The following is a 25,148-nucleotide window of genomic DNA, read 5'->3' as shown; positions in this document are numbered from 1 at the left end:
AGTATACACTACTTTGTTTTGTTTTTCAAGTTCCTTTTCCTGTCAGTTTTGATTTTAATCTATAGGATCAGACAGCAATATGTTTGCTGCCAAGCAGTCTTCCATGCTCTACATACAGTTCCAGAAGTCTTAAAAGAGAATCGCAGGACTCTTCATGAATAATCAATTCCAGCTCTTCAGTAGTTGCCAAAGACAGGACAGAAAGCAACGATTTTGCGTTTACCGTTCTATCTCCGCAGGCCAAATTTATTTTTTCTTTACACGCTCCCGCAATTGAGACAAACTCCAGGATGGATTCAACTCCCCAGAATCCGATCTCCACCTTTTTCATCTCTTGTATTCCTCCTGATCATCGAAATGTACCCCGGCTTTCCAGCCGGACCGGCAAAAGAGAGAATCACCCTTTTCCAGCGTTAGAGACTCAGTATAGCATACTATAATAGATTCTGCAAATCAAAAATTGTTTCTGCAAGAACATCCGCTCCGGCTTCCGTAAGCTCCTGTCTGCTTCCATAACCGTACAGCACCCCTACCGAGTCAATCCCGATTTCCTTTGCACCCAGAACATCATGCTTCCTGTCACCGATCATCACCGTCTTGTCTAAATCGGTAATCCCGCATTCCTTTAATACATAACGGATCACATCTGCTTTTTTTACCCTGGTTTCATCCATGCCGGCGCCTCCCATAAATAAAAAGCAGGAATCCAGCTCAAAGTGTTTAAGGATCATCCTGACAAACACTTCCGGCTTTGAGGAAGCCACATAAAGTTTTTTTCCTGCCTTAAGAAGTGACTGCAGTACATCCAAAACTCCTTCATAGGCCTTATTTTCATACAATCCATTTTCTGAAAAGTATTCCCGGTAAATATCGATGGCCTTTCTTGCCTGTTCCTCGCTGAAACCGTAATACTCCATAAAGCTGTCCTTTAAAGGCGGCCCGATAAAGCAGCAAAGATCATCTAAGTTCTCTACTTCAATCCCGAAATGCCGGAGACTGTACTGGACAGACTTGGTTATGCCCTCTTTTGGATCCGTAAGGGTTCCATCTAAATCAAACAACAAATATTCTTTATTCATGGTGCCTCCTTTATCGTGAAACTAAATTGCTCACGCAAAAACAGAGACGAAAAAGGAATTTCCTTTTTCGTCTCAATGAAATTTTTACTTTAATTCCTCAACAATTTTCTGAAGGGCTGCAAGGGCATCATCCGGAAGCTTGTCATAGCCTTCCTTAACAGTTGCAGTATTTGCAACGAATTTCACACGGTCTTCCATACGTGCCTTTAACTGCTCTGCGTAAACGGCATCATGAAGGTCCGGAACAAATCCTTCCCACTCAAAAATTTCGATATCAGAGAATGGTCCCCACTGCTTGAACTGGGCGGTTTTATCTACAATGGCTTCCAGGATGCCTAAGGTATCCTTTGGCTGAACCTTCTTACCCATAAAATCGCCAGTGTTGATTATATAACAATCTACGTTCTTCTCTTCTACCAGTTTTTTAAATTTCTCATAGTCGTTGGCCAGAGGATAGGTTCTGAATGGGTTAGCGTATGGTACAACCACCAGAGCATTAGGATCAGCTCCCGGTGCCAGTCTTTCCGCTGATGATCTCTTTGTCGCAAGAGTTGCACCCATAACAGATGCCAGGGAAGCGCCTTTTAACTTTACTATCGGCGGAATGGTAGGATCTTTCATGATCCAGAAAATCGCATTGACCGGCGCGTCGATCTTATCCACACGGTTAGGAGACCACAGTTTTGATTTGATGGCACGTCCATTGCCGTTTCTGATATCCTCTGTTACCAGCTGGATCTTTCCATCTTCGTCTAAGGTACAGGAGCAGTTCTGGGCAGTTAAAAGATATTTATTATCTTCACAGCCGGTCGGGTAATCCTGTGTTTTATCAAAGTATGTAGGTTCTATTGCCACCGATGAGCAAGTGTCGGAATTGATAATGAATGCATCGTCATGGAGAACGGTAACATCATATTTTCCGCCATGCTTTGCATGGGTAATGGTGGATTTTCCTGAGCCGGATAAACCAAATACAGATGCAACATATTTTGAACCATCGGTCAAGTTATATTCTTTCTGTCCGCCGTGGCAGGAAGCATATCCGTTGCGGTTTGCAAGAGCCCAAACCATAGTAAGGGTACCTTTTTTGTGCTCTCCGAAGTATCTCATACCCAGGATTGCCGCACAGTTCTGGTCCGTATTAAAATAGCATAAACACTTTGGATCGCTTAAACAGGATAGATCGACTCCGGGACGGTCAGAACCGTTCCACTGAGGATCAGAGAAGATATAGATATCAGCTTCCTTTCCATCACCGACTGGTTTAGAAGCTTTATACATTTTCGCATATTCATCAGACATATACTGGAAGTTCAGCATCCAGTTATACAGAATGTTTTCTTCCCCTTCCGGAATAAGAAGATGTACTTTCACCATGAATTCAGGATCAAGTCCAGCATAAACTTCTGCATGATACATTGTTTTCCAGCGGGTTTCATAAACTGCGTCCATAACAACTTTGTCAAGAGCGCCGCAGTTTACACCTGGTTCTCCAGCGATTCTTCTTGCAGTCGCATAGCGTCCGGTTATCGCGCCATCATTAAATAAGAGAACCTTGGCATCCTTATCAAGACCAAATTCCTCTCCCCTGTATACAGGCATGTCCGTTACCACGGTTCCTGGTGAATCCTTCGCCAGTTCATATGCCTCTCTAAGCGTATTTACTTTAATTACGTTGTTTCCATAAAACGGAGCTTCAATGATCGAACGCGTAGTTGCAAAACCTGGTTGGCCTTTTCCAATTTCATTGATTGGATAATATGCTTTTGTTGACATAGAATAATCCTCCTTTTATAAAATCCAAATTTGTCACTATTATCTCACTTTGTTAAGAAAAAGTCAATGATTTTCATTGCAATTTTCCAAAAAAATGGATATATTAAATATATAATATGCATTTTGTGTACAATAAGCAGAAGAGAGGATAATTATGATTCATATTTCAAAAGATGGCACAGCAGATTTTAATAGCATTGGAGACGCGCTGCGTTCTCTTCCAACCGATCATACCCGGGAACACATCCTCTACATTCACAAGGGATTATATGAAGAACAGATTACTGTAACGGTTCCTAACGTAACCTTTGTCGGGGAAGATGCAGAAAGCACCATTCTCTCCTGCGGCCTTTATGCCCGCATGATCATGGAAGACGGGATGAAACGGGGAACCTTCCGCACCTATACCTGCCTGATCGATACCCATGATTTTACCGCCAGGAATCTTACATTTGAAAACAGTGCGGGAATCGGTACCGATGTTGGACAGGCTTTGGCACTATACGCCGATGGGGACCGGTTGTCTTTTGAAAACTGCCGGTTCCTTGGAAACCAGGATACTCTTTTTACAGGCCCTCTTCCTCCAAAGGAAATCGAGCCTAATGGTTTTATCGGACCAAAGCAGCATTCCCCCCGGATCAATGGCCGGCACTATTATAAAAACTGTTACATAGAGGGGGATATTGACTTTATTTTCGGCAGTGCCACAGCTTATTTTGAAGACTGCACCTTTTTTTCCAAATACACGGGAATGGAAATCAGCAGCTATGTGACTGCCGCTTCCACTCCAAAAGGGCAGGAATACGGCTACGTCTTGGCAAACTGCCGCTTTGAAAGCAACTGCCCCGCCGACAACGCTTATCTGGGGCGTCCATGGAGAGAGTATGGGAAAACCGTGCTGCTAAACTGCTTCATGGATGATCATATCTGCAAGGAAGGATGGCATGACTGGAACAAGGAAGCTGCCCATAAACATACCTTTTATGGCGAATTCGGCAGCTACGGCCCTGGTGCCGTAATGGAAAAGTGGCCGGACTGGATTCACCGGCTGACAGAAGCTGATCTTAAAAAATTCACAAAAGAAGCAGTGCTGTCCGGTCCTGACGGCTGGAATCCGTAAAATAAAAACGGGATCCAATCCCTTGCGCAAAGGATCGGATCCCGTTTTCTAATCAGTTTTCTTTGATTTTAACAATCACTTTTTTAATCATAGCCGGTTCACCTGCAGCTGCCTTTGGCTTATGACCATCCCAAGGATTGAAAATCATATATTCTCCAGCCTTTACCACTACCTTTAAGCCTGGATTTTCATTGTCGTAAAATACAACATCTTTTTCATCGTTATAAGGTACCTTTTCTGTCAGTTCATCGATCCGTGCATATGTCATGGTTTCTGAACCGGATATCATATATTGGATATCTGTGTAATTATGGTGAGCTTCGTACTTGGCTTCCTCCCAGGGAACCGTTGTATACTCTGTTACATTAGCAAAAACATTCTTGCCGTCAATTTCATATTTGCCTGGCGCCAGGCTCTCTAAATCAGTATTCTTAAGAAAATCAACTGCCTTTTCGTATCTTCCGTCCACTCCAAGGCTTCTGTAAAAATCAAGGTTTTTTGCTGAGTCAAAAATCATAATCATACTCTCCTTTTATGTATCGTATAGTTTGGCCGCAGATCCCAAGGGCACCTGCCATGCACATATAGTATACACCTAAAGCAGAATATTCTACAATGTTTTTATTTAAAAAATTCATGGTTGCCATGCTGGAACAAATAGGTCAGATGGGAATCAAACCAGCTTATAGCACCTCTCCTGGAGCCTCCCCGATTCATAAAATACAGGGCTCCGTTGGAATAATCCTCTCCTGCCAGCGCACGGTCCACACACTGTTTCGTATCATCTGTCACTTTGACAGAATTAATACTGCCGTTTGATACCGGTGAAAACTGGGAGGGTTCATAGACGACTCCTTTCACCGTGTCGGGAAATTCTCCGCTCTTTACCCGGTTTATAATCACATTGGCCACTAGTATCTTTCCCTTGTCGTCGCAGACTCCGGCTTCCGCCTGCACAATCCGCAGCAAGACCTGATAATCGTCTGAAGACACCGATGAGGCATGGAGGGCCTTTTCTTCCTCTGCCTTCCGGGCTGCCTCTTCCGCCGCTTTTCTTGCTTCTTCCGCCTTCTTGGCAGCTTCCTCTGCCTGCCGTTTTGCCTCTTCTTCCAAAGCGATCCTGACATTGATTCGCTCAATCTCTGCCCTGGACTCTTCTTCCTGTACCTGTTTTTGAACTACCTCTTTTTCCAGTAGATTACCGGCAAGCTGCTGTGCCTGCATCCTGGCTTCCGTAAGTTTTATTTGAGCCTTTTCCTGGGCAACGGTTTCTTCTTTCACTTCTTCTTTATCCTGAGATTCTTCCGATTTCGGCGTTTCTGCAAATGCCGTTAAAGCATTTCTTCCGCCGCTTCCAAATCCTGCTGAGGTAAACGCCACAACAGTAATAATTGCCGCACCCGCCATAAAAACTGCGGAAGAACGATACATCCGCTTTGTGACCTTAAAGGTCATCCCTCTGAAGAATTGACAAATCTGCTGAAGGATAGAGCGCAGTGTAAGCATATATACACCTCTTTCTCTTATATCACTTGCCTGGGCTGGTTACATTTCACAGCCGTTTCCTGGTGACGTCCGTAATTATAGAAGAAGCCAGATAAAAAAGTCAATGCCCATTTAACATTTTTGTGATATTTTAATCTCTAAATTTTCAACTCCTTTTTTATTTTGTATATAATTCACTATCAAATCATAATTTTTTCCGCATTATTTATGCTATTCCTATATTAACATTTTACAATAGTGTTACATTTATGTTAATTATTCAACATCGCCTGGTTGGCTCGTCCCCCATGTTTTCTGTTTTATGTAAACTAATATTGTGTTATAGGAGCAAATTCACCCTTTATATAATTAACGAGGGTCTGGGGAGAGATGACGATTTGCTGCCCTCTTAAGCCTCCGCTTACGACAATTTCCTCATAAGAGCGGGCAGATTCTTCAATAAACGTAAGAAATTGTTTTTTCATGCCGATAGGTGAACAGCCTCCCCGGATGTATCCGGTGATTCCCTGTAAATCCTTCATTGGAACCATCTCCACCTTCTTATCTCCGGCAGCTTTCGCCACTTTTTTTAAATCCAGTTCCCCATCAACTGGAATGCAGCAGACCAGATATCCCATTTTCTCTCCTTTTAATACAAGAGTTTTATATACGCTTCCATGATCCGCCCCCATCATATCCGCTGCGTGGCTGCCGGATAAATCCTGCTCGTCCACTTCATATTCTCTGGTGGTATATTGAATCTTTGCCTTGTCAAGCATTCGCATTGCATTTGTCTTTACCATATAAATCAACTCCTTGAATTTTTTCTTATTATAATACGCATTTCTGCTATTGGCAATGCCGGGAATTCAAATACCCTGCAGCAAGCTGCAGGGTATTTGGCCCGCGGGCAGTCGTCAAAGTCAAACAAGCTTTAACTTGGCTCGTTGCCACCGCGAGAATAAAAGGTCCGTAACTGCCGGATACAATTCCTGACAATTACGGACTTATTTACCATGGAAAAACCATCTATTTCTTCTTATTAATATAGGGGAATAACCCACCCGCTGAAATGATCTCCTGCATAAAGGGAGGAAATGCCTGTCCCTCAAAGGATTCGCCTGTAGTCTTGTTGGTAATGATGCCGCTGTCAAAATCCACCGCAACCTCATCTCCTGCCTGAATGGCCCTGGCAGCTTCCGGACATTCTATAATAGGAAGACCGATATTAATGGCATTCCGGTAGAAAATCCTGGCGAAGGTCTCGGCAATGACGCAGCTTATCCCGGCGCACTTGATTACCAGAGGGGCGTGCTCTCTGGAAGAGCCGCATCCAAAATTTTTATTTGCGACAATTATGTCCGCTTTTTTTACATTGGTTACAAAATTCTTGTCAATATCTTCCATGCAGTGCTTTGCCAGCTCATTCCCATCTGTGATATTCAAATATCTTGCCGGAATGATAACATCCGTATCCACATTATCTCCGTATTTAAAAACAGATCCACATGCCTTCATATTTTACAACCTCCTATAATCCCAGTTCATCCGGCGCAGATATATGGCCGGTAATCGCGCTTGCAGCAGCCACTGCAGGATTGGCCAGATACACCTCAGAGTCCACATGACCCATCCGTCCCACAAAATTACGGTTGGTGGTGGAGATACAACGCTCTCCTGCCGCCAGGATTCCCATATAGCCGCCAAGACAGGGACCGCAGGTTGGGGTGCTTACCACAGCTCCGGCTTCAATAAAGATTTCTAAAAGTCCTTCTCTCATGGACTGCAAATAGATTTCCTGAGTGGCAGGGATCACGATGCAGCGCACATTTTTTGCCACTTTATGTCCTTTCATGACAGCTGCTGCGATTCGCATATCATCAAGCCTGCCATTGGTACAGGAGCCGATCACCGACTGATCCACCTTGATCTCGCCAAAGGAGCCCATGGTTCTGGTATTTTCAGGAAGGTGAGGGAAGGAAATTGTTGGCTTTAATTCGGATAAGTCAATGGTATAAACTTCCTCATACTCTGCATCCTCATCTGCCTCATAAATTTTGTAATCGCGTTTTGAGTGGTCCTTTATGTATTGGATGGAAAGGTCATCCACCGGGAAAATACCGTTCTTTCCGCCGGCTTCAATGGCCATGTTACAAATGGTAAAACGGTCATCCATGGATAAATTCCTGATGCCTTCTCCCGAAAATTCCATGGACTTATATAAAGCTCCGTCCACACCGATCATGCCTATAATATGCAAAATAACATCCTTGCCGCTGACCCATTTGGAGGGTTTCCCCACCAGTTCAAACTTTATTGCGGTCGGCACTTTGAACCAGGCTTTTCCAGTTACCATGCCTGCCGCCATATCCGTGCTGCCCACACCGGTGGAAAAAGCTCCCAGTGCTCCATAGGTGCATGTATGGGAATCCGCTCCAATCACTGCATCTCCTGCAACCACCAGCCCCTTTTCTGGAAGAAGGGCATGTTCGATTCCCATCTGCCCTACATCGAAATAATTGGAAATTTCGTGTTTGCTGGCAAAATCACGGCAGCATTTACAGTTTTCTGCGGATTTGATATCCTTATTAGGAATAAAATGGTCCATAACCAGGGCAATCTTATCTTTATGAAAGATTGTTTCCTTATTAAATTTCTCCATTTCCTTAATGGCAACCGGAGATGTAATATCATTCCCCAATACAAGATCCAGCTCTGCTTCAATCAGCTGTCCTGCCTTTACCTCGGATAGCCCTGCATGGGCTGCCAATATTTTCTGGGTCATCGTCATTCCCATCGACTGCGTCCTCCTGTTAATTGATCACATATCTTTTTCTTGCTTTACATTCTAACATACTTATTGATATAATAGAAATACATAATATGAATATTTAATATAATAGTTAGTTATAAGATAGAAAGAAAAATGAGAGGAAACCTTAACATGGATCATAACCTTTCCCAGTATAAGATATTTTATGAAGTTGCCAAAGCCGGAAATATCTCAAAGGCTGCCAAAGAGCTTTACATCAGCCAGCCTGCCATCAGCAAATCCATCAGCAAGCTGGAAGACAGCTTAGAGGTAGCTTTATTTACGAGAAATTCCAGAGGCGTCCAGCTTACTGATGAAGGAAAGCTTCTATATAATCATACAAAAGCGGCCTTTGAAGAATTAAACCGCGGAGAACTGGAGTTAAAGCGGGTGAAGGATTTTAATATCGGACACTTAAGAATCGGTGTCAGCAATACTCTTTGTAAATATATCCTTCTTCCTTATTTAAAGGGATTCATTGAGAAGTATCCTCATATTAAAATTTCCATTGAAAGCCAGTCCACTTCCCATACGATCACCATGCTGGAACAGCAGCGGATTGATCTGGGTCTGATCGCAGAACCTACCAACCGGCGCCCCCTTTTGTTTCAACCGGTTATGGACATCCATGACATTTTTGTGGCTACAAAATCTTATCTGGATAACCTGTATTTGCGGGAAGGGCCTGATGCAGACCTTTTCCAGACGGGAAATATTCTTCTTTTGGATAAGAACAATATGACCAGAAAGTACATTGATGAATATCTGAATGAAAATCAGATTGTGCCAAATCAGCTTTTGGAGGTCACCACCATGGACATACTGATCGAATTTGCTAAAATCGGACTGGGAATCGGTTGTGTGATCAAGGAATTTGTCCAGGAAGAACTGGACCGGGGAGATTTGATCCAGATTCCCATGGAATCGGCGATCAGTAAGAGAACTGTTGGGTTCTCCTATAATCCCAACGGATTATCCACGGCTATGGAGAACTTTTTTGATGCCATGAGAGGGGCCGGGATCCATACTTAAATTAAGAAAAGCCTGGAAAAAGACTTATTTTTCCGGGCTTTTCTATTTTACAGGCCGCTGCCTGCAGTTATAAAGTTTAGTTATCAATCAGCTTTCCGCCGTCGTTCCAGCTGTAAAGCTTGCGAAGCTCGCTGCCTACCTTTTCTAACTGGTGGGAAGCCTCTTTCTTTCTAACAGCATTAAAGTGAGCACAGCCTACCTGGTTCTCAAGCAGCCAGTCCTTTGCAAAGTTTCCATTTTGAATATCTGCAAGAACCTGCTTCATTGCCTTCTTGGTCTCATCGGTAATGATCTTTGGTCCTGTAATGTAGTCACCATATTCGGCTGTATTGGAAACAGAATATCTCATGCCTGCAAAGCCGCTTTCAAAAATCAGGTCTACAATCAGCTTCATCTCGTGGATACATTCAAAATAAGCATTCTCAGGAGCATATCCTGCTTCTACCAAAGTTTCAAAACCAGCCTTCATCAGTGCGCATACGCCACCGCACAATACGGCTTGTTCACCAAAAAGGTCAGTTTCTGTCTCATCCTTAAAGGTTGTCTCCAGTACGCCCGCTCTTGCGCCGCCCAGAGCCAATGCATAAGCCAGGGCCCTGTCCTTTGCCTTGCCTGTGTAATCCTGATGAACAGCTACCAGACATGGAGTTCCTCTGCCTACCAGATATTCATTTCTTACGGTATGGCCGGGAGCCTTTGGTGCGATCATGGTAACATCAACATTCTTCGGAGGAACGATCTGTCCAAAATGAACGGCAAAGCCATGGGCAAACATCAGCATGTCCCCATCCTTTAAATTAGGCTCTACAGATTCTTTGTACATAGCAGACTGCTTCTCATCGTTGATTAAGATCATGATGATGTCGGCCTTTTTTGCAGCATCTGCTGCTGTATAAACGGATAATCCCTGTGCCTCTGCCTTTGCCCAGGAACTGCTTCCTTCATAAAGTCCTACAATGACATCGCATCCTGATTCCTTTAAATTAAGCGCATGGGCATGGCCCTGGCTGCCGTATCCAATCACTGCAATGGTTTTACCCTCCAATAAGGATAAATTGCAATCTTCCTGATAGTAAATCTTTGCCATCTTTTATTTCCTCCTCATATACTGACTATTGATATATTTTGTTAAAGGAACCATGCCGACGGCTCACTGTCCGCCTCCCACAATACCTCTAGCTTACAATTCCATACTGCCTAGGGCAGATAGCGAATGTCGTCAGAGCCTCTGGAAAGCCCTGTGAGACCGGTTCTCGCAAGCTCTAAAATTTCGTAATCTTCAAGCAGGTTAAGAACTGCATCAAGCTTGGACTGATCTCCTGTCAGCATGACGGTTACGGAATCCCTGCCAACATCCACAATGGTGGCTCTGAAAATATCGGCTATGGCACAGATTGCCTGACGCTCGCTGGCATTGGCATGTACCTTGACCAGAATAAGTTCCCTGTAAACAGATTGGCCTGGCTTTAATTCTTTGATATCCCTCACATCTTCCAGCTTTCTCAGCTGCTTTTCAATCTGGTCTAATATCTCCGGTTCGCCTGTGGACACCACTGTCATTCTGGAATATCTCTCATCCGCAGTCACACCCACCGTAAGGCTTTCGATATTATAGCCACGGCGGCTGAACAGTCCGGCCACACGGCTCAATACACCGGAGGTGTTATCAACCAACAATGATAATACGATTCTTTCCATCCTTATTCCCGCCTTTTTGTATAGTAATTTAAATGATAGCAATCCAGCATCTTTTTGTCAACTAAATAATAGGAATGTGTATTATAATTTAAAGTTATACCTAAAAAAACAGTTAGACGAAGAGCTGCGTCTTTCCACACGCAGCCCTCTTTTCTTCCAACTACTATTCTACATATATAATAGCTTTTTCTTTCCTCGGCTTAGCCTGTGGGTATTCCATATTCCCATACCCCAGAATGCAATGACCGATCCCTTCATAATCGCCCTCGATACCCCATTCCCTTAAAAGCTCTTTTCCTTCTTCGCTGTTAAATACTTCCTTTGCCCGGTGAACCCAGCAGGAATCAACTCCAACTGCATGAGCTCCATTCATCAGATTCCCCATAACCAAAGACCCGTCATAAAGATAGGTAGATACTGTCCGGTCCGCAAGCACCACAATGACCGTAGGAGCCCCATAAAATGGGTCAATGTCCGATCCCATGACCTCTGCATTCAGTCTGGACAGCTTATCACGGACCTCCTGCTTCTGCACGGTCACCATGATCACAGGCTGGCGGTTCATCGCCGAAGGGGCAAAGCTTCCTGCTTCCAAAATGGCATGAAGCTCTTCCTTTGTTATTTGTTTTGAGGAGTAGCTTCGCACGCTTCTCCTCTCTGTGAGATGCTTAATGTTTTCATTCATTTTCCTTTCCCTCCTGTCAAACATAAAATCTTCTTATATTATATCACAGGCCGGAAAACCTACAAGCACTCCGGGTCATTTTTTTGGTTCTCAGTTTCAGGCAATGGATTTACGTGTACCATGCAGTGCTTTACATCTGGAAAATTCTTCTCAATGGATAAATGTACGTTCTCCGCGATTTCATGAGATTCCACAAGAACCAGATTCCCCTTAGCGGCGATCTCAATGTCCACATACACCTTGGCCCCGAACATCCTGGTTTTGATATCATCAATCTGCTTCACTCCCATTACCGCCATGGCGGAATCCATCATTTTCTGGACGGTTTCATCATCGCAGGCTTTATCCACCATCTTATCCAGTGCATCACGAAATACATCAACTGCTGCCTTTCCGATAAAAATACAGATCACTACACTGGCTACCGGGTCCAGAATCGGATAGCCAAGCCTTGCTCCGGCAATGCCGATCATGGCCCCTACAGAAGACAGCGCATCAGAACGATGATGCCAGGCATCTGCCATAACTGCCCCTGAATGTATCTTTTTTGCTGCCGCTTTTGTATACCAGTACATCCACTCCTTTACAACAATGGACAAAACTGCAGCGAACAATGCCAGCAGTCCAGGAACGACCGCTCCTTCCCCTTTTCCTGCCACGATCTTTTGGACTCCGCTTATGCCAATTACTATTCCTGTAGCCATAAGCATGGCTGACAGGATAATAGCAGCCACGCATTCCATGCGGTCATGACCGTAAGGATGCTCCTTATCTGACCTTCTACCGGCTATGTTTACTCCTACCATGACAATAACCGTGCTTAATACATCGGATGCCGAATGTACCGCATCGGAAATCATGGCTCCGGAATGAGCCAGAATCCCTGCCGCCAGCTTAAATATTGAAAGGAGCAGATTGATCACAATGGTGATCAATGATACGTGCATGGCAATGCCTCTGGAGTCCCTTTCCTTTTTCCTTTTTTTAATCCGTTCCATAGCTAGTTACCTCCCATTGAATAAGATAGCCCATGGTACCTGCGGCAAGTTTCCAATCTATGTATTTACATATTTTGTGATACAAAAAATGCACCTATGGAACATTCGAGTAAACTACTGTCCCACAGATGCAATGAAGTTATCCATTGTTAATATTCCTTTTAGGGTTTCATCCATCAGGCCTCTCTTATATTATATGTAACCCATGGCTCATAATGTTACGGATTTCCCGGATAATCAATAATATAATATTCATAGGCATTTACTACCCTTGTGCCGCCATACTGGTCTTCCCTCTTAAAGCTCTTTCCATAATTGGCATGGACATGTCCATGAAGAAAATAACTGGGTGAATACTTGTCCATCAGTGCCTTAAAACAGGTAAATCCCTGATGAGGAAGATCCGGCAAGTCGTTGAGCTGAAATGCCGGAGCATGGGTTACAAGAATATCAAAACCCTTGTTCTTCTTAAGCTTCCACCACATCTTTTTGATTCTCCGCTCCATTCCCCGTTCTGTGTACTGGTTTGGCGAACCTGGAATGTACTGCATGGAACCGCCCAGACCCATGATCCGGATTCCCTGGTAAATAATAATATCATCTTCAATGCAGGTACATCCCTCAGGTGGACACTCCTCATACCTTCCATCGTGATTTCCCCGGACATAAAAGACCGGGGCATGGGAAAATGTTGCAAAAAATGTGAGGTAATTTGCTCTTAAATCACCGCAGGAAATAATTAAATCAATATCCTGTAATTTTTCCGGTGAATAGTATTCATAAAGTGATTTTGACTCATGGTCAGACAGTACCAGGATCTTCACGCTGTTCCTCCATATCCGTGTTCTCGTATATTGTCTGTCCCTGGAGACGTACCAGAGACCGAGCCTCTTCCGTAAGCTCATCAAATGCCGGAATCTGTCCCACCACATTTTCTGTCAGCCAGTTCATGGTGGTTATATCCTCCGGAGTAAGACTTTCGTTTTCCCCGCACTGGATTTGTCCGTCCTGAGAATAAATGGTTCCCTCAAAAGGCTGAAAGCTTCCAGCCCTTATGGAATTCCTTAAAAATGCAATCAGCCGGCTGGTTCCGTGAGGGAGATTGTGAGAGCAAATGACATCGATCACATCTGCCGACATCCCCCACCAGTAATTGATGGCCTGTTTCCCCTTCATTTCTTTCCTGTCGAAATCCCCATGGCATATAATGTTGACAATTCTTTCGTAAAATTTCCCCCAATGCCAGATCGGGCTCGCCAGATTTTTAAGGCCTCCATCGGGATTCTTCTGGTAAAGTCCGTATTCTCTGGTGGGAGTCTGAGGAGTTATCATGTCATCCCCAGAGATAAAGGTAATTTTCTCTTTTTCCAGTTCTGCATGGGCATCACGGTTCTTTACCCGTGACCATTCTAAGTACACCTTTGCATATGGATTGATCATCCTGGCTCCTAAGGCAAATGCATTGATGTTGGCAATGGTGCCGTAGATGGGATAATCAGCGATATATCCGATCTTCTCATTCCGGGACATGGACGCCGCCAAAGCTCCCATAAGGAATTTCGATTCATACATCCTCCCAAAATAGGTGCAAATGGAAGAATAAGACATATTAACGGAACAGTTGAAAACCTTTACCTCCGGATGATCAATTGCGGCTTTCACACTTAGATTGATCATCTGGGAAGCCGTAGTAAATATTACGTTGCACCGGGCTGCAATGGCCAGCTCAATGGCACTGGCGATCTCCGGCTCAGAATCTGCGTTAAAAAATGCCACCGTTTGTATGGCGCCGTTAAATGCCTGCTCCAGATGCATCCTGCCCAGCTCATGTCCATAAGCCCAACTTGAATTTTCTGCTGTCTTCGCATGGATAAATGCTATTTTTAACATCTGCGGTTCAATGGTCTGGAACGGGCGCAGCCAGTTGATGAGCTTAAGGGGATTATTATCCGATGTTTCCGCGATTTCTTCCGGCCGTTCAACCAAAGCGATCTTATTGCCTCTGGAGGAAAGGAGGAGTTCATCCTTTATCCTGACAAGGTCTTTTTTTATCTGCCCCTCGATCCGGTCATTCACCGTTCGATATCCGAACAGCTCCACGTAAACAAGAAACGCATCCGAACATGTCATATCATAATCATCGCCGCCAAAGGCATGGAATGCTTTGGAAAAGCGGTCATAGGCGGACTTGAAGATGATCCTGTCATCCTCGCTCCAAAGTTCTCCCGGATTCTTATTCATGGCCTTTATCAGCTTGTCATAGCTGCCTTCCTTGCTGAACCAGACGTCGCAGTTAAAGGAGACCTGGTAAAAATCCAGGAATTCATAATAAAGCCTGTTATCTAAATCATCGGTCCTTTTTGGAATCAGGCGGGTGACGGAAGCAGAGATGCTGAAAGCACCTACATATTTTAAAACACTGACCCTTTTATTGCCCTCCTGAACGTAATACTGGTTCATAAATTCATAGGCTTCGATAGGATCATGGATCCCCTCTTCAATCTGGTGGTCATATAAATATGCCCATTTCGCTCCAAATTCCGATTTTTCCGATAAAAGGGGCATGAAATTACTTGCAAAGGCGCTGGTACGCCCCTCCGTTTTCGTGCCTACCACCTTTTCCAGAGGAATATCCATAATTCCCAAGTTCACTTCCGAAACAATATCCGTATAGGACAGTATCTCATCTAAGACCGGCAGATACGGATATTCTCCCTTTGATACGGAAGCCTGATATTGCCTGCGCCCCCGCCTTAATGCCCCTACGTAATCGTATAATGCCATCCGTTTTCCCTCCAACATTTTCTAAGGTTATTTTAGCATTAAAACAGCTTTCTGTACAGATTATTCGGGATGCCTAAATAGTAACTCAGTTAAAGATTTCTTACCTTAAAGTCTCTTTCCAGTTCTCTCTTCTGATCCTTTTTGGCAATGTCATCTCTTTTATCATATAGCTTTTTACCTCTGGCAAGGCCGATCTCCACCTTCACCAGGCTGCCTTTAAAATATACCTGCAAAGGGACCAGGGTATATCCCTTCTGGGCGATCTTTGCATCCAGCTTTCCGATCTCGGTCCTGTGAAGCAGCAGCTTTCTGACCCTCAGCGGATCCTTGTTAAAGATATTCCCTTTTTCATAAGGGCTGATATTCATGCCACAAACGTAAACCTCTCCTTTATCGATTCTGACAAAGGATTCCTTGACGCTGCATTTGCCCATGCGGATGGATTTTACTTCTGTTCCGGCAAGTTCGATGCCAGCCTCGTATTTTTCATCAATAAAATAATCGTGATATGCCTTTTTGTTATTGGCAATCAATTTGAAACTCTCTTTCCCCATTTTCATTCCTCCTGTTATTCCTCATCAAGACTCTTCGCCGGAATAAAGTCGATGGTACGCAAAAGCTTATCCGTACCTAATACCATGACCCTGACAGGCTGACCTAGTTTATAGGTTTTCCTAGTCATTTCACCTACCAGTTCATAGTGTTCTTCATCAAAATGATAATAATCATCCTGGAGCTGATTCACATGAATCAGGCCCTCCACGGTGTTGGAAAGCTCCACATAAAGCCCCCAGTTTGTCACACCGGATATCACTCCGTCAAATTCTTCCCCAATGTGTCTAGACATATATTCGCACTTTTTAAGCTTAATTGTCTCCCGTTCCGCTTCATCAGCTCTCCGCTCCATGGCAGAGGACTGGACGGACACCTGCTGAAGGATCTTATCATAATGGCTGATCCTCTTATTCGCTAAGCCTGACCTTAAATTCTCCTTAATGATGCGGTGGATCTGTAAGTCCGGATACCTTCTGATTGGAGAGGTAAAGTGAGTGTAATATTTAGCCGCCAGACCAAAGTGCCCGGTATTAGCAACCGTATATTTGGCCTGCTTCATGGAACGCAGGGCCAGACGGCTGATTAAGGCTTCCTCCGGCGTATCTTCCGCATTGGCAAGCAGTTTCTGGACTTCCTTCGGATAAACCTCACCATTGTGGAAACGGATGGAATATCCGAAATTGTTAATCAAAGTCGCAAGGCTCTTCATCTTTTCCGGATCCGGGTTATCATGGGTCCGGTAAAGGAAGGGAATCTCCTGCCAGAAATAATCCTCCGCAACCGTCTCATTTGCCATCAGCATAAAATCTTCGATGATTTTGGTAGCCGCATTTCTCTCATAGGGTTTGATTTCCAGAGGCTTTCCCCGTTCATCAAGAATCACCTTTGTTTCCGGGAAATCAAAATCAATGGAGCCCCTCTTCTTTCTCTTTTCCCGCAGAATATCAGCCAGCTCCTTCATTTGTTCAAACATGGAAACAAAAGCTTCGTATTCCTTCATAACCGCTTCATCCCGGTCGGTTATAATGGCGTTGACCGCCGTATAAGTCATTCTCCGGTCCACGTTTATGATAGTTTCCGCTATCCGGTGTCCCATTACATTGCCGTTTTCATCAATGTCCATATTGCAGCTTAAAGCCAGCCGGTCCTCTCCCTGGTTTAAGGAACAGATTCCATTTGACAGCTTATGGGGCAGCATGGGGATTACCCGGTCCACAAGATAAACGCTGGTCCCCCGTCTTAAAGCTTCCTCATCCAATGGGCTGTTTTCTGTTACGTAATTTGTAACATCAGCGATGTGAACGCCCAGGGTATAGACTCCACCCTTTTTTGATATGGTAATGGCATCGTCAAGATCCTTCGCATCTTCTCCATCAATGGTAACTGTCTGTAAATCTCTTAAATCCAGACGGCCCTGCATATCTTTGCCGGTAACCGCATCCGGTACTGCTTCCACCTGTTTCAATACGCTGTCCGGAAATTCCTCCGGCAGCCCGTATGCTCTTACAATTGAAAGAATATCCGTGCCAGGATCATTGACGTGACCAATGATTTCCGTTATGATCCCTTCCGGTTTTCGTTCCGGACCGCCGAAATCCGTAACCTGAACCACTACCTTGTGACCGGTCACGGCTCCCATGTCCTTGCCCTGGGGAATGAACACATCCTTTGAAATCTTCTGGTTGTCCGGAATGACGAAACCAAAATTCTTATTTTTCTGGTAAAACCCTATGATCTGCTCATTTGCATGGACCAGCACCTTGATCACATGGCCCTCAGCTCTTTTTCCGTTTCCCGGCTTTGATTCGGCAGATATCAACACGGTATCACCGTGAAGTGCACCGCCTGTCTTATCTTCCGGAATAAAAATATCCTGATCCAGCCCTTCTACCGCGACAAACCCAAAGCCTTTGGAGTGTCCGGAAAAAACTCCGGCAATGGAGCCGATATCCGGCTTTCCGTATTTTCCTTTTTGTGATATGCCAATTTTTCCTTCTGCCAAAAGTGTATCCAGTACTTCCTTTAAATCTTCCCTCTGCTCCTTTGGAATGTCAAAAAAAATGGCTAATTCCTTTAATTTCATAGACGCATAGGCAGGATCATTAAACAACTGGAGAAGCATGGCTTTCCTTTGCGTTAACTGTTCTTCTGTCATTGTCTTCCTCTCTTAACTATCATTTTTATCTATTTTTCTTTTCAATCTTTCCTATATTATCTGCACTTTACCAGTAGGTATTACGAAACTTCCTCATAATGCGAAAAAAAACACCCTTGTTGCCATATCACAAGAGTGTTTAATCTTTACAGTATATTCAGATTCAGTACCAGCGCCAGAATGAAAAACAGGACTGCACCGTATTTTGTGAATTTCTCCAGTTTTCCTTCCATGGAACGGCCTTTATTTCTGCCCCAGTAAGTATCAGCCATACCGCCGATAGAACCCAGGCCCTGACTCTTTCCTTCCTGTAAAAGGATTATTGCTGATAAAGCAACACATATGATAACAAATATGATTGATAAAATAATCCTGATCACGTTTCCCACCTCCTATAGTCAAACAAAGGATATCATACCATAATTTATCTGAAAATACAATATATTTTTATATTTTTATATTCGACAGTTGATGTACCCCGACATCAGGCCCCTGCCCACGGCCTGTAATCAAATGGATTTTTTTTACAACTTTCGCCTGCGTCTTGGGTATAACCATGTTTCACAAGGAAACTCTCCCAGTTTTTCTGACCTTATTATATAGAAGCTTCTTAATCGTTCACTCACCCTTGATAAGCATTCATCTCTTTTCCCTGCAAGATTTATCATAAAATGATTCTCTTCGTATCCACCCTTGTTATATCATTATTATTATTCTTCATCCTTAGACCTCACGCTCCAGGTAAGTTTTTCCATTTTCCCATATTCAGGCGCTTCCGGAAAGTTGCTTCTTCCCTCTTGCTTTAATAAGGAATTTTTCAAAAGCAAAAATATTCTTATATAAGGCGCAAAAAATATACAGGTACCTTATAAAAATTTTCTTGACATTTTCATCAGGTACCATTACAATGTATTTAAGGTACCTGATAAACTTTCAACTTTAGGAGGTTTTTATTATGATGGAAGATAACTTCACAGAACTTTACGAAAAATTCTCAAAGCTGCAATGGCTCTTGCAGCGTCACCATTTACAGAAGCATGCAGAACATGGCCCCATGGCTGATCCAACCCGCGGGCAAGGCAGGGTTTTGGCTATGCTCAAAATGCAATCTGAAATCAGCACAAAAGACCTGTCTTATCTGCTGGGCATTCGGATACAATCCCTTAACGAGCTTCTTAACAAACTGGAGAAAAGCGGTTATATCACCCGTACCCCTTCGGAAGCTGACAGACGAGTCATGCTGGTGCAGCTCACGGAAAAAGGAAAGGATGAGCAGCAGCCCCGCCCGGATTTCGGAGATATTTTCAATTGTCTCAGCGAGGAAGAACAAACCGTTTTCGGTGAGTATCTAGACCGCGTCATTGTGGCACTTGAAGCCCAGCTTGGGGATGATGAAGACGACGAAAGGTTCGAATGGATGCGCTCTGCCCGTGAAAGAATGGGAAATGAAAGGTTTGAAATGATGTTTATGCGCGGCGGCAGGCATCCTTTTGACCGCAGAGAAGACTTTCATGGCTGGCCAGACAGAAGACCGGGAGATGCGCCCGGCGCCGGACATTTTGAACCGGGCCACAATGATCCAAGGTTCAACGGACACGGTTCCAATTACTTTGGCAGACGGGGTGACGGCAGACATACGCCTCCGCAGCCCAAAGCTCCTCACGATGACGAAGAATAAGTAACGATAACCTACAAATAACAGCATTGGCGCTGTCTTTCTGAAAGCCGATTGGCAGCGCCTTTATTTTTTTGCGCCTTTTTTCAGGCAGAAAGGAACTATTATGTCTTTTATTATACTTTTTATTTATGGAATCAACCATCTCATCCGCACCATTTTGGGTCAAAAAGGGGGGACTGCCAATGCTTAGGATTTTGAAACGGCTGCCCCCGGTAAAAACTGCGCTGGCAATTGTGTTCCTGCTTGTTCAAACGGGATGTGCCCTGTATCTCCCTTATCTTACGGCAGGCATTGTTGACAAGGGTATCGTAACCGGAGACATAGGCTATATCTGGCGGCAAGGCGGTCTTATGCTGATCTTTACCGTTTGCAGTCTGGCCGCGGCAATGCTTAACATGTACATTGCCGGAAATATCGCCTTTAAGATAGGTAAGGAATTAAGGAATGAGATTTTTACAAAAGTCCTTAGTTTTTCCAAAACCGAATATGACAAATTCGGCATTTCGGCACTCATCACCCGCAATACCAACGATGTTACGCAGGTGCAGAATGTATTGGAGATGTTCCTTAAATTTCTGATTCTCTCCCCTCTCTATCTTATAGGAGGCATATATCTCACATGGCGGTTAAGCCCCGGACTGGCGATCCCGTTTATGGTCGTCATTCCCTTTATGGCAGCTGCAGCAGTGGTCATCCGCCGCTTTGCCACGCCTCTGTACGGCAAAATGCAGAAACTGCTGGATAAACTGAATCTGCTGTTCCGGGAGGGCTTGACCGGAGTCCGTGTGATCCGCGCTTTTGCCAAGGAAGATGAGGATTACGAGAAGTATGAAGAAATCAATCGGGCTTATACCCAAACCTCTGTCACGGCAGGCACCATCATGAGTATTTTTGTACCTCTAATCACACTAATCCTGAATATGGCTACCCTAGGCATCCTATGGATCGGCGGAAATCGTGCTGTCTCCGGAAATTTAGAGGTGGGGGCAATCATAGCAGCCATTAACTATTCGATGCAAATCCTGTTAGGTTTTGGATTGTTGACCAATGTCATCCTCACCCTTCCCCGCGGCCAGGTATCAGCAAAGCGCGTTTATGAGATTCTGGATACCCCTTTGAGCATTATGGATGCCCCTGAATCACAAACGGCGGCTGACAACTCCACCCTTTCCTTTGAGCAGGTAAGCTTCCGTTATGGGGGCGCGGCGGAAAAGACCCTTTGCGATATCAGCTTTACAGTGAACAAAGGGCAGACCCTGGCCATCATCGGCGGTACCGGCGATGGAAAAACTTCACTTCTCTCATTGATTCCTCGTCTGTATGATGTGGAAGAAGGCAGCGTGAAAATCAACGGCATTGACGTACGTAACATGGCCCAGGCCGATTTACGCAAGCTGGTCAGCTCCACTCCTCAAAAATCTTCACTGATGATGGGTACTATCCGCAGCAATATGCATCTCGCCAAGCCCAACGCAACAGATGAAGAGATTTGGTCAGCGCTAGAGGATGCTTGCGCCGCTGAATTTGTTAAAAAATTACCAGACGGTCTTGACAGCCAGGTGGAAAAAGGCGGCGGCAATTTTTCCGGGGGACAGCGGCAGCGGCTCTGCATTGCCCGGACCTTGCTTAAGAACGCGGCAATCTATTTGTTTGATGATTCCCTCTCTGCCCTGGACTTCAAAACCGATGCTGCCGTGCGGGCAGCCATGAAAATACGGCTTAAAAACAACATTGGAATCGTTGTTACCCAACGGATAAGCAGTGCACGGAATGCGGATATCATCGCAGTTCTGGATAAAGGAAAGCTGGTGGGTCTTGGCACTCATGACGAGCTTGTAAAAGACAGTCTGATCTATCAGGAAATTATACGATCCCAGGGATATAAGGAGGAAGCGGCATGAGCATGGAAATGAATATAAAAGGCAAAGGCCCGGCAGGAAGAAACTTGGGCGTCAATACCACCGGTCCCAAATCCTTATGGAAGTCCATAGTCCGGTTGTTAGGTTATATGAAAAAAAGCGGACTTCTGATCACTGTTACTCTAATTGTGGCTATTGCCGGTACAGTGATGCAGGTCATTACACCTAAAATATTGGGCGGAGCCACTACGATAATATTTGAAGGCATCAAAACAGGCATTGGCATTGACTTTAACGCGCTGCTTACGGTACTTGCCGCGGTAGGCGCCCTGTACCTTGGCGTATTTCTGGCTTCCTTTTTGCAGGAACGCCTGATGACTGTGGTTTCCTTAAAAACCACAGAAACCCTGCGAAACGCCGTCAAGGCTAGATTAAACCAGGTTCCCATATCTTATTTTGACAAACATTCCACAGGAGATTTAATGTCCGTGGCTGTCAACGATATTGATAATGTAGCTTCTAATTTACAGCAAAGCCTGACGCAGCTTATTTCCAGTGTGATCCTGGCTATTGGAACGCTTGCTATTATGCTGACCATCAGCCCGACACTCACCTTAATGGCCTGCGTGATGATTCCGGCCAGCATATTGATTACAAAAGCATTCACCCCAATTGCACAAAAAAACAACAAGAAATATGTAAAGAGCATGGGTGAGCTCAATGGTACAATTGAAGAAACCTATGAGAACTTCACGGTGATTAAAACCTTTGGCAGCGAGCAATCTGTGTTGGACAAATTCCGCAAATCCAATTCTGATCTGTGTGAATCGGGCTGGAAAGCAAAGTTTTTCGGTCAAAGTATGATGCATTTTATGATGTTGGTCCAAAACAGCATTTATGTGCTCACTGCCGCATTTGGCGCCTTCCGGGTTATGGGCGGAAGCTTGATTCTGGGAGACTTACAGGCGTTTTTGCAGTATTCCGGGCAATTCACCTCCCCCATCTCCCATCTCTCAATGGTTTGGTCGAATCTGCTGTCAGCTATGGCATCGGCGGAAAGGGTCTTTGCCCTGCTGGATGCGGAAAAAATGGAGGAATATGACGGGCCCCTTGCCTATGAGCAGGATCCGGCCAAGATCGTTTTTGACAGTGTGCGCTTTGGATACACCAATACGCCTCTTATGACCGATTTCAGCCTGCAGGTAAGGGATGGGCAGATGATTGCCATTGTCGGGCATACAGGTGCCGGAAAAACAACGCTTGTCAATCTGCTGGAACGTTTTTATGAAGTACAGGGCGGTTCGATCCGCATTGACGGATCAGACATCCGCAGTTTTGGCTATGACGGGCTGCGCCGCCGTATCGGCATGGTTTTGCAGGATACATGGCTGTTTTCCGGCACGATTTATGACAATATCAAGTACGGGAACGACAACGCTACGGAAGAACAGGTATACGCAGCCGCCAAAGCCGCATTTGCCGATGATTTCATCAGAAAGCTGCCGGAAGGTTATGATACCGTTCTGGGCGAAGGTGCAGACAATATATCACAGGGGCAAAAGCAGCTGATCACCATCGCCCGCGCCTTTGTTGCTGATCCGGAAATTATTATCCTTGATGAAGCCACTTCCAACGTAGACAGCCGCACCGAAATGGTCATACAAAAGGCCATGTGGCGGTTACTCAAAGGCCGTACCAGTTTTGTGGTGGCACACCGCCTGTCAACCATTTATCACGCCGATAACATTGTGGTAATGCAGAATGGTGACATTGTAGAAACAGGTACTCACAAAGAACTGATTTCCAAAGACGGTGTTTATGCAGATATTTATAACAGCCAGTTTTCAGGCAAAACAGCATGAATCATTCAGGCAGCGGATGTAAAAACAACCGCTGCCTTTTTTCTCAAATTAATCATTTCCCTCACTGCAATTGATAAAAATTCTACTAATAAGAAATTAATTGCGTTAATATCATTGCGCAGGATTCTTTTTTGACACATGATAATGCTGGCTTGACAGATCCAGACTCACCTCACTGTCAGATACCAGATAATTGATTATGGACACGATCCTCCGATTCATCCCAACGCCCTCCAGCGTATTTTAATTCCTTATTTGATTCAATATAACACCTGATATCCCGTCGGTTTAACAGGTTCTTTTTCCCCTGACCGGTCAGGCAAAATGTACTGCCGTCTGTCCGTGTTTCCTGTAAAATTCTTCGATACGCAGAAGTTCATTATATTTTGCGGTGCATTCTCCTCTGCACGGTGCGCCGCTCTTCACATAATCGGCACCGACAGCCGCTGCCATGTCCGCAATGAAAGACTCTTCCGTATCCTTCACATCGCTGGCAACGATCACCTTATGTCCGGCTTTTCTTGCCTTCTCCACCATTTCCAATGCCCCTGATACCGTCCCTGCCTGTTCCAACCGGATGATTGTGGCGTTAGCCGCGGCAAAATCATTGGACACCAGAAGCGTTCGGTGTTCCAGAAGCTTCATCATTTCCTTTCTTCCCTCCAGGTCTTCTTTCCACAGCCCATTCATGACAGCACAGATAGGAAAGCCATCCGACAGCCTCAAATAATAGGCCAGCATATCCTTTTGTGCCCTGTTTATGGAGATTCCGCCTTTCCTGCTTTCCTTTGAAAAACAGTAGGTGCCATTTTCCTTTTCGTACAGCCGGTCAGCATCTGCATTGATGGCCACAAGCACATCTTCCCCCGGTTTATATCCGGTAAGCTTAAAGGAATCCATTAAATAATGCAGTGCTTCCTCTGAGTTTTTCATATCCGGTTCAAAGCCGCCGCCATCTCCTGTGGAGGTGCTAAAGCCACTTATGGATAAAAGCCTTTTTAAGGCCTGGTAAATCTCCACCCCCATACGCAGTCCTTCCGAATAGGAATTTGCTCCCTGAGGTACAATCATGATCTCATGAAAATCAAGACCTTTATCCCCGCCGCCTCCGCTTATCATGCTCATCATGGGAACCGGCATCACAGGAGCCGAAGTGCCCCCCAGATAACGGTAAAGGGGAAGATGAAGTCCTGCACCAGCCGCCCTTGCGACCGCCATGGATATAGCCAGAACTCCCTGATTTCCATCTACTTCTGCCCAGTTTTCATCTCCAGCCTGGGAAAGCATCCGGTCTATTCTTCCCTGATCTGATGCATCCTCAAATAATATGCTTTCCGAAAGCCTGTCATTGACCAGCCTCACCTGCTCCTCTGCACTGCCGTTATTTCCCATGGAAACTGCTGCTCTTCCATGAGCACCGTTTTCCAGGATCACTTCAGCTTCTACTCCCGGATATCCCCAGGAATCCCTGACTATCCTGCCTGTTATTTCTATAATATCAAGGCCGTTTAACATATTTTGCCTCCTTGTCCTTTTTTACATTCTTACCGTAAGGATTGACGGAATTTAC

General features: G+C 44.8%; 23 protein-coding genes. 5 read left to right on the top strand and 18 right to left on the bottom strand.

Annotated features, from left to right (window positions below; translation table 11 throughout):
• Nucleotides 1–67: 67 nt before the first annotated feature.
• The 3 genes from AC27IJ_RS15770 to AC27IJ_RS15760 all read right to left on the bottom strand — a co-directional run bounded on the left by AC27IJ_RS15770 (nt 68) and on the right by AC27IJ_RS15760 (nt 2,855).
• Nucleotides 68–331, bottom strand: a complete 264-nt coding sequence (locus tag AC27IJ_RS15770; RefSeq protein WP_312445723.1) for an HPr family phosphocarrier protein — start codon at nt 329–331, stop codon at nt 68–70.
• Between the two features lie 103 nt (nt 332–434).
• Nucleotides 435–1,079 carry an HAD family hydrolase gene (locus AC27IJ_RS15765; RefSeq protein ID WP_312445726.1) on the bottom strand — a complete coding sequence of 215 codons (645 nt, stop codon included), beginning with the start codon at nt 1,077–1,079 and terminating at the stop codon, nt 435–437.
• Nucleotides 1,080–1,163: 84 nt separating this feature from the next.
• Entirely contained in the window at nt 1,164–2,855 is a 1,692-nt protein-coding gene (locus AC27IJ_RS15760) for a phosphoenolpyruvate carboxykinase (ATP) (protein ID WP_312445727.1), read from the bottom strand.
• 154 nt (nt 2,856–3,009) lie between these two features.
• Here AC27IJ_RS15760 and AC27IJ_RS15755 point away from each other — a divergent pair, with 154 nt between their 5' ends.
• Nucleotides 3,010–3,975, top strand: a complete 966-nt coding sequence (locus AC27IJ_RS15755) for a pectinesterase family protein (protein WP_487149693.1) — start codon at nt 3,010–3,012, stop codon at nt 3,973–3,975.
• 52 nt (nt 3,976–4,027) lie between these two features.
• Here AC27IJ_RS15755 and AC27IJ_RS15750 read toward each other — a convergent pair whose 3' ends face one another.
• The 5 genes from AC27IJ_RS15750 to leuC form a co-directional block, all read right to left on the bottom strand.
• Entirely contained in the window at nt 4,028–4,492 is a 465-nt protein-coding gene (locus AC27IJ_RS15750) for a NanQ anomerase/TabA/YiaL family protein (protein ID WP_312445731.1), read from the bottom strand.
• 104 nt (nt 4,493–4,596) lie between these two features.
• On the bottom strand, nt 4,597–5,481 hold the full coding sequence (locus AC27IJ_RS15745) for a cell wall hydrolase (protein WP_312445733.1): 885 nt from the start codon (nt 5,479–5,481) through the stop codon (nt 4,597–4,599).
• Nucleotides 5,482–5,789: 308 nt separating this feature from the next.
• Nucleotides 5,790–6,263, bottom strand: coding sequence for a Cys-tRNA(Pro) deacylase (gene ybaK, locus AC27IJ_RS15740; RefSeq protein WP_312445735.1), 474 nt, complete (start codon nt 6,261–6,263; stop codon nt 5,790–5,792).
• Between the two features lie 226 nt (nt 6,264–6,489).
• Nucleotides 6,490–6,978 (bottom strand): 3-isopropylmalate dehydratase small subunit, encoded by a 489-nt coding sequence (gene leuD, locus AC27IJ_RS15735; protein WP_487149690.1) that lies wholly within the window; start codon nt 6,976–6,978, stop codon nt 6,490–6,492.
• A 13-nt stretch (nt 6,979–6,991) separates the two neighbouring features.
• Nucleotides 6,992–8,257, bottom strand: a complete 1,266-nt coding sequence (leuC, locus tag AC27IJ_RS15730; RefSeq protein WP_312445739.1) for a 3-isopropylmalate dehydratase large subunit — start codon at nt 8,255–8,257, stop codon at nt 6,992–6,994.
• Nucleotides 8,258–8,404: 147 nt separating this feature from the next.
• On the opposite strand from leuC, the gene AC27IJ_RS15725 reads away from it, so the two are divergent.
• On the top strand, nt 8,405–9,304 hold the full coding sequence (locus AC27IJ_RS15725) for a LysR family transcriptional regulator (RefSeq protein WP_312445741.1): 900 nt from the start codon (nt 8,405–8,407) through the stop codon (nt 9,302–9,304).
• A gap of 76 nt (nt 9,305–9,380) precedes the next feature.
• Here the strand turns inward: AC27IJ_RS15725 and ilvC are convergent, their stop codons facing one another.
• The 9 genes from ilvC to secG form a co-directional block, all read right to left on the bottom strand.
• Entirely contained in the window at nt 9,381–10,391 is a 1,011-nt protein-coding gene (gene ilvC / locus AC27IJ_RS15720) for a ketol-acid reductoisomerase (RefSeq protein ID WP_312445743.1), read from the bottom strand.
• A gap of 110 nt (nt 10,392–10,501) precedes the next feature.
• Nucleotides 10,502–11,002: an acetolactate synthase small subunit gene (ilvN, locus tag AC27IJ_RS15715; RefSeq protein WP_312445744.1), complete on the bottom strand. Its 501-nt coding sequence runs from the start codon at nt 11,000–11,002 to the stop codon at nt 10,502–10,504.
• A gap of 163 nt (nt 11,003–11,165) precedes the next feature.
• Nucleotides 11,166–11,687: a nitroreductase family protein gene (locus AC27IJ_RS15710; RefSeq protein ID WP_487149687.1), complete on the bottom strand. Its 522-nt coding sequence runs from the start codon at nt 11,685–11,687 to the stop codon at nt 11,166–11,168.
• Nucleotides 11,688–11,746: 59 nt separating this feature from the next.
• Nucleotides 11,747–12,685: a cation diffusion facilitator family transporter gene (locus AC27IJ_RS15705; RefSeq protein WP_487149685.1), complete on the bottom strand. Its 939-nt coding sequence runs from the start codon at nt 12,683–12,685 to the stop codon at nt 11,747–11,749.
• Between the two features lie 218 nt (nt 12,686–12,903).
• Complete coding sequence (locus tag AC27IJ_RS15700) at nt 12,904–13,509, bottom strand: metallophosphoesterase family protein (RefSeq protein WP_312445747.1); 606 nt, start codon at nt 13,507–13,509, stop codon at nt 12,904–12,906.
• Entirely contained in the window at nt 13,487–15,469 is a 1,983-nt protein-coding gene (locus tag AC27IJ_RS15695) for a BMP family ABC transporter substrate-binding protein (protein ID WP_313256757.1), read from the bottom strand. Before AC27IJ_RS15695 ends, AC27IJ_RS15700 begins: the two co-directional genes overlap by 23 nt.
• A gap of 89 nt (nt 15,470–15,558) precedes the next feature.
• Nucleotides 15,559–16,023, bottom strand: coding sequence for an SsrA-binding protein SmpB (gene smpB, locus AC27IJ_RS15690; RefSeq protein WP_312445749.1), 465 nt, complete (start codon nt 16,021–16,023; stop codon nt 15,559–15,561).
• 14 nt (nt 16,024–16,037) lie between these two features.
• Nucleotides 16,038–18,146, bottom strand: a complete 2,109-nt coding sequence (rnr, locus tag AC27IJ_RS15685; RefSeq protein WP_487150285.1) for a ribonuclease R — start codon at nt 18,144–18,146, stop codon at nt 16,038–16,040.
• Between the two features lie 179 nt (nt 18,147–18,325).
• Complete coding sequence (secG, locus tag AC27IJ_RS15680) at nt 18,326–18,559, bottom strand: preprotein translocase subunit SecG (protein WP_025233317.1); 234 nt, start codon at nt 18,557–18,559, stop codon at nt 18,326–18,328.
• A 575-nt stretch (nt 18,560–19,134) separates the two neighbouring features.
• On the opposite strand from secG, the gene AC27IJ_RS15675 reads away from it, so the two are divergent.
• The 3 genes from AC27IJ_RS15675 to AC27IJ_RS15665 all read left to right on the top strand — a co-directional run bounded on the left by AC27IJ_RS15675 (nt 19,135) and on the right by AC27IJ_RS15665 (nt 23,578).
• The gene (locus tag AC27IJ_RS15675; protein WP_312445750.1) at nt 19,135–19,857 is read left to right on the top strand and encodes a MarR family winged helix-turn-helix transcriptional regulator; all 723 of its coding nucleotides are present in this window, start codon (nt 19,135–19,137) and stop codon (nt 19,855–19,857) included.
• Between the two features lie 182 nt (nt 19,858–20,039).
• Nucleotides 20,040–21,758, top strand: a complete 1,719-nt coding sequence (locus AC27IJ_RS15670) for an ABC transporter ATP-binding protein (protein ID WP_312445751.1) — start codon at nt 20,040–20,042, stop codon at nt 21,756–21,758.
• Complete coding sequence (locus tag AC27IJ_RS15665; RefSeq protein WP_487149680.1) at nt 21,755–23,578, top strand: ABC transporter ATP-binding protein; 1,824 nt, start codon at nt 21,755–21,757, stop codon at nt 23,576–23,578. Before AC27IJ_RS15670 ends, AC27IJ_RS15665 begins: the two co-directional genes overlap by 4 nt.
• Nucleotides 23,579–23,893: 315 nt before the next feature.
• Here AC27IJ_RS15665 and AC27IJ_RS15660 read toward each other — a convergent pair whose 3' ends face one another.
• Nucleotides 23,894–25,093, bottom strand: coding sequence for a phosphopyruvate hydratase family protein (locus tag AC27IJ_RS15660; protein WP_313256749.1), 1,200 nt, complete (start codon nt 25,091–25,093; stop codon nt 23,894–23,896).
• Nucleotides 25,094–25,148: the final 55 nt, after the last annotated feature.

Source organism: Lacrimispora sp. YZC11 (assembly GCF_057543815.1).
Note: the sequence above shows the minus strand (reverse complement) of the source record. Positions and strands in the feature narration are given on the sequence as shown.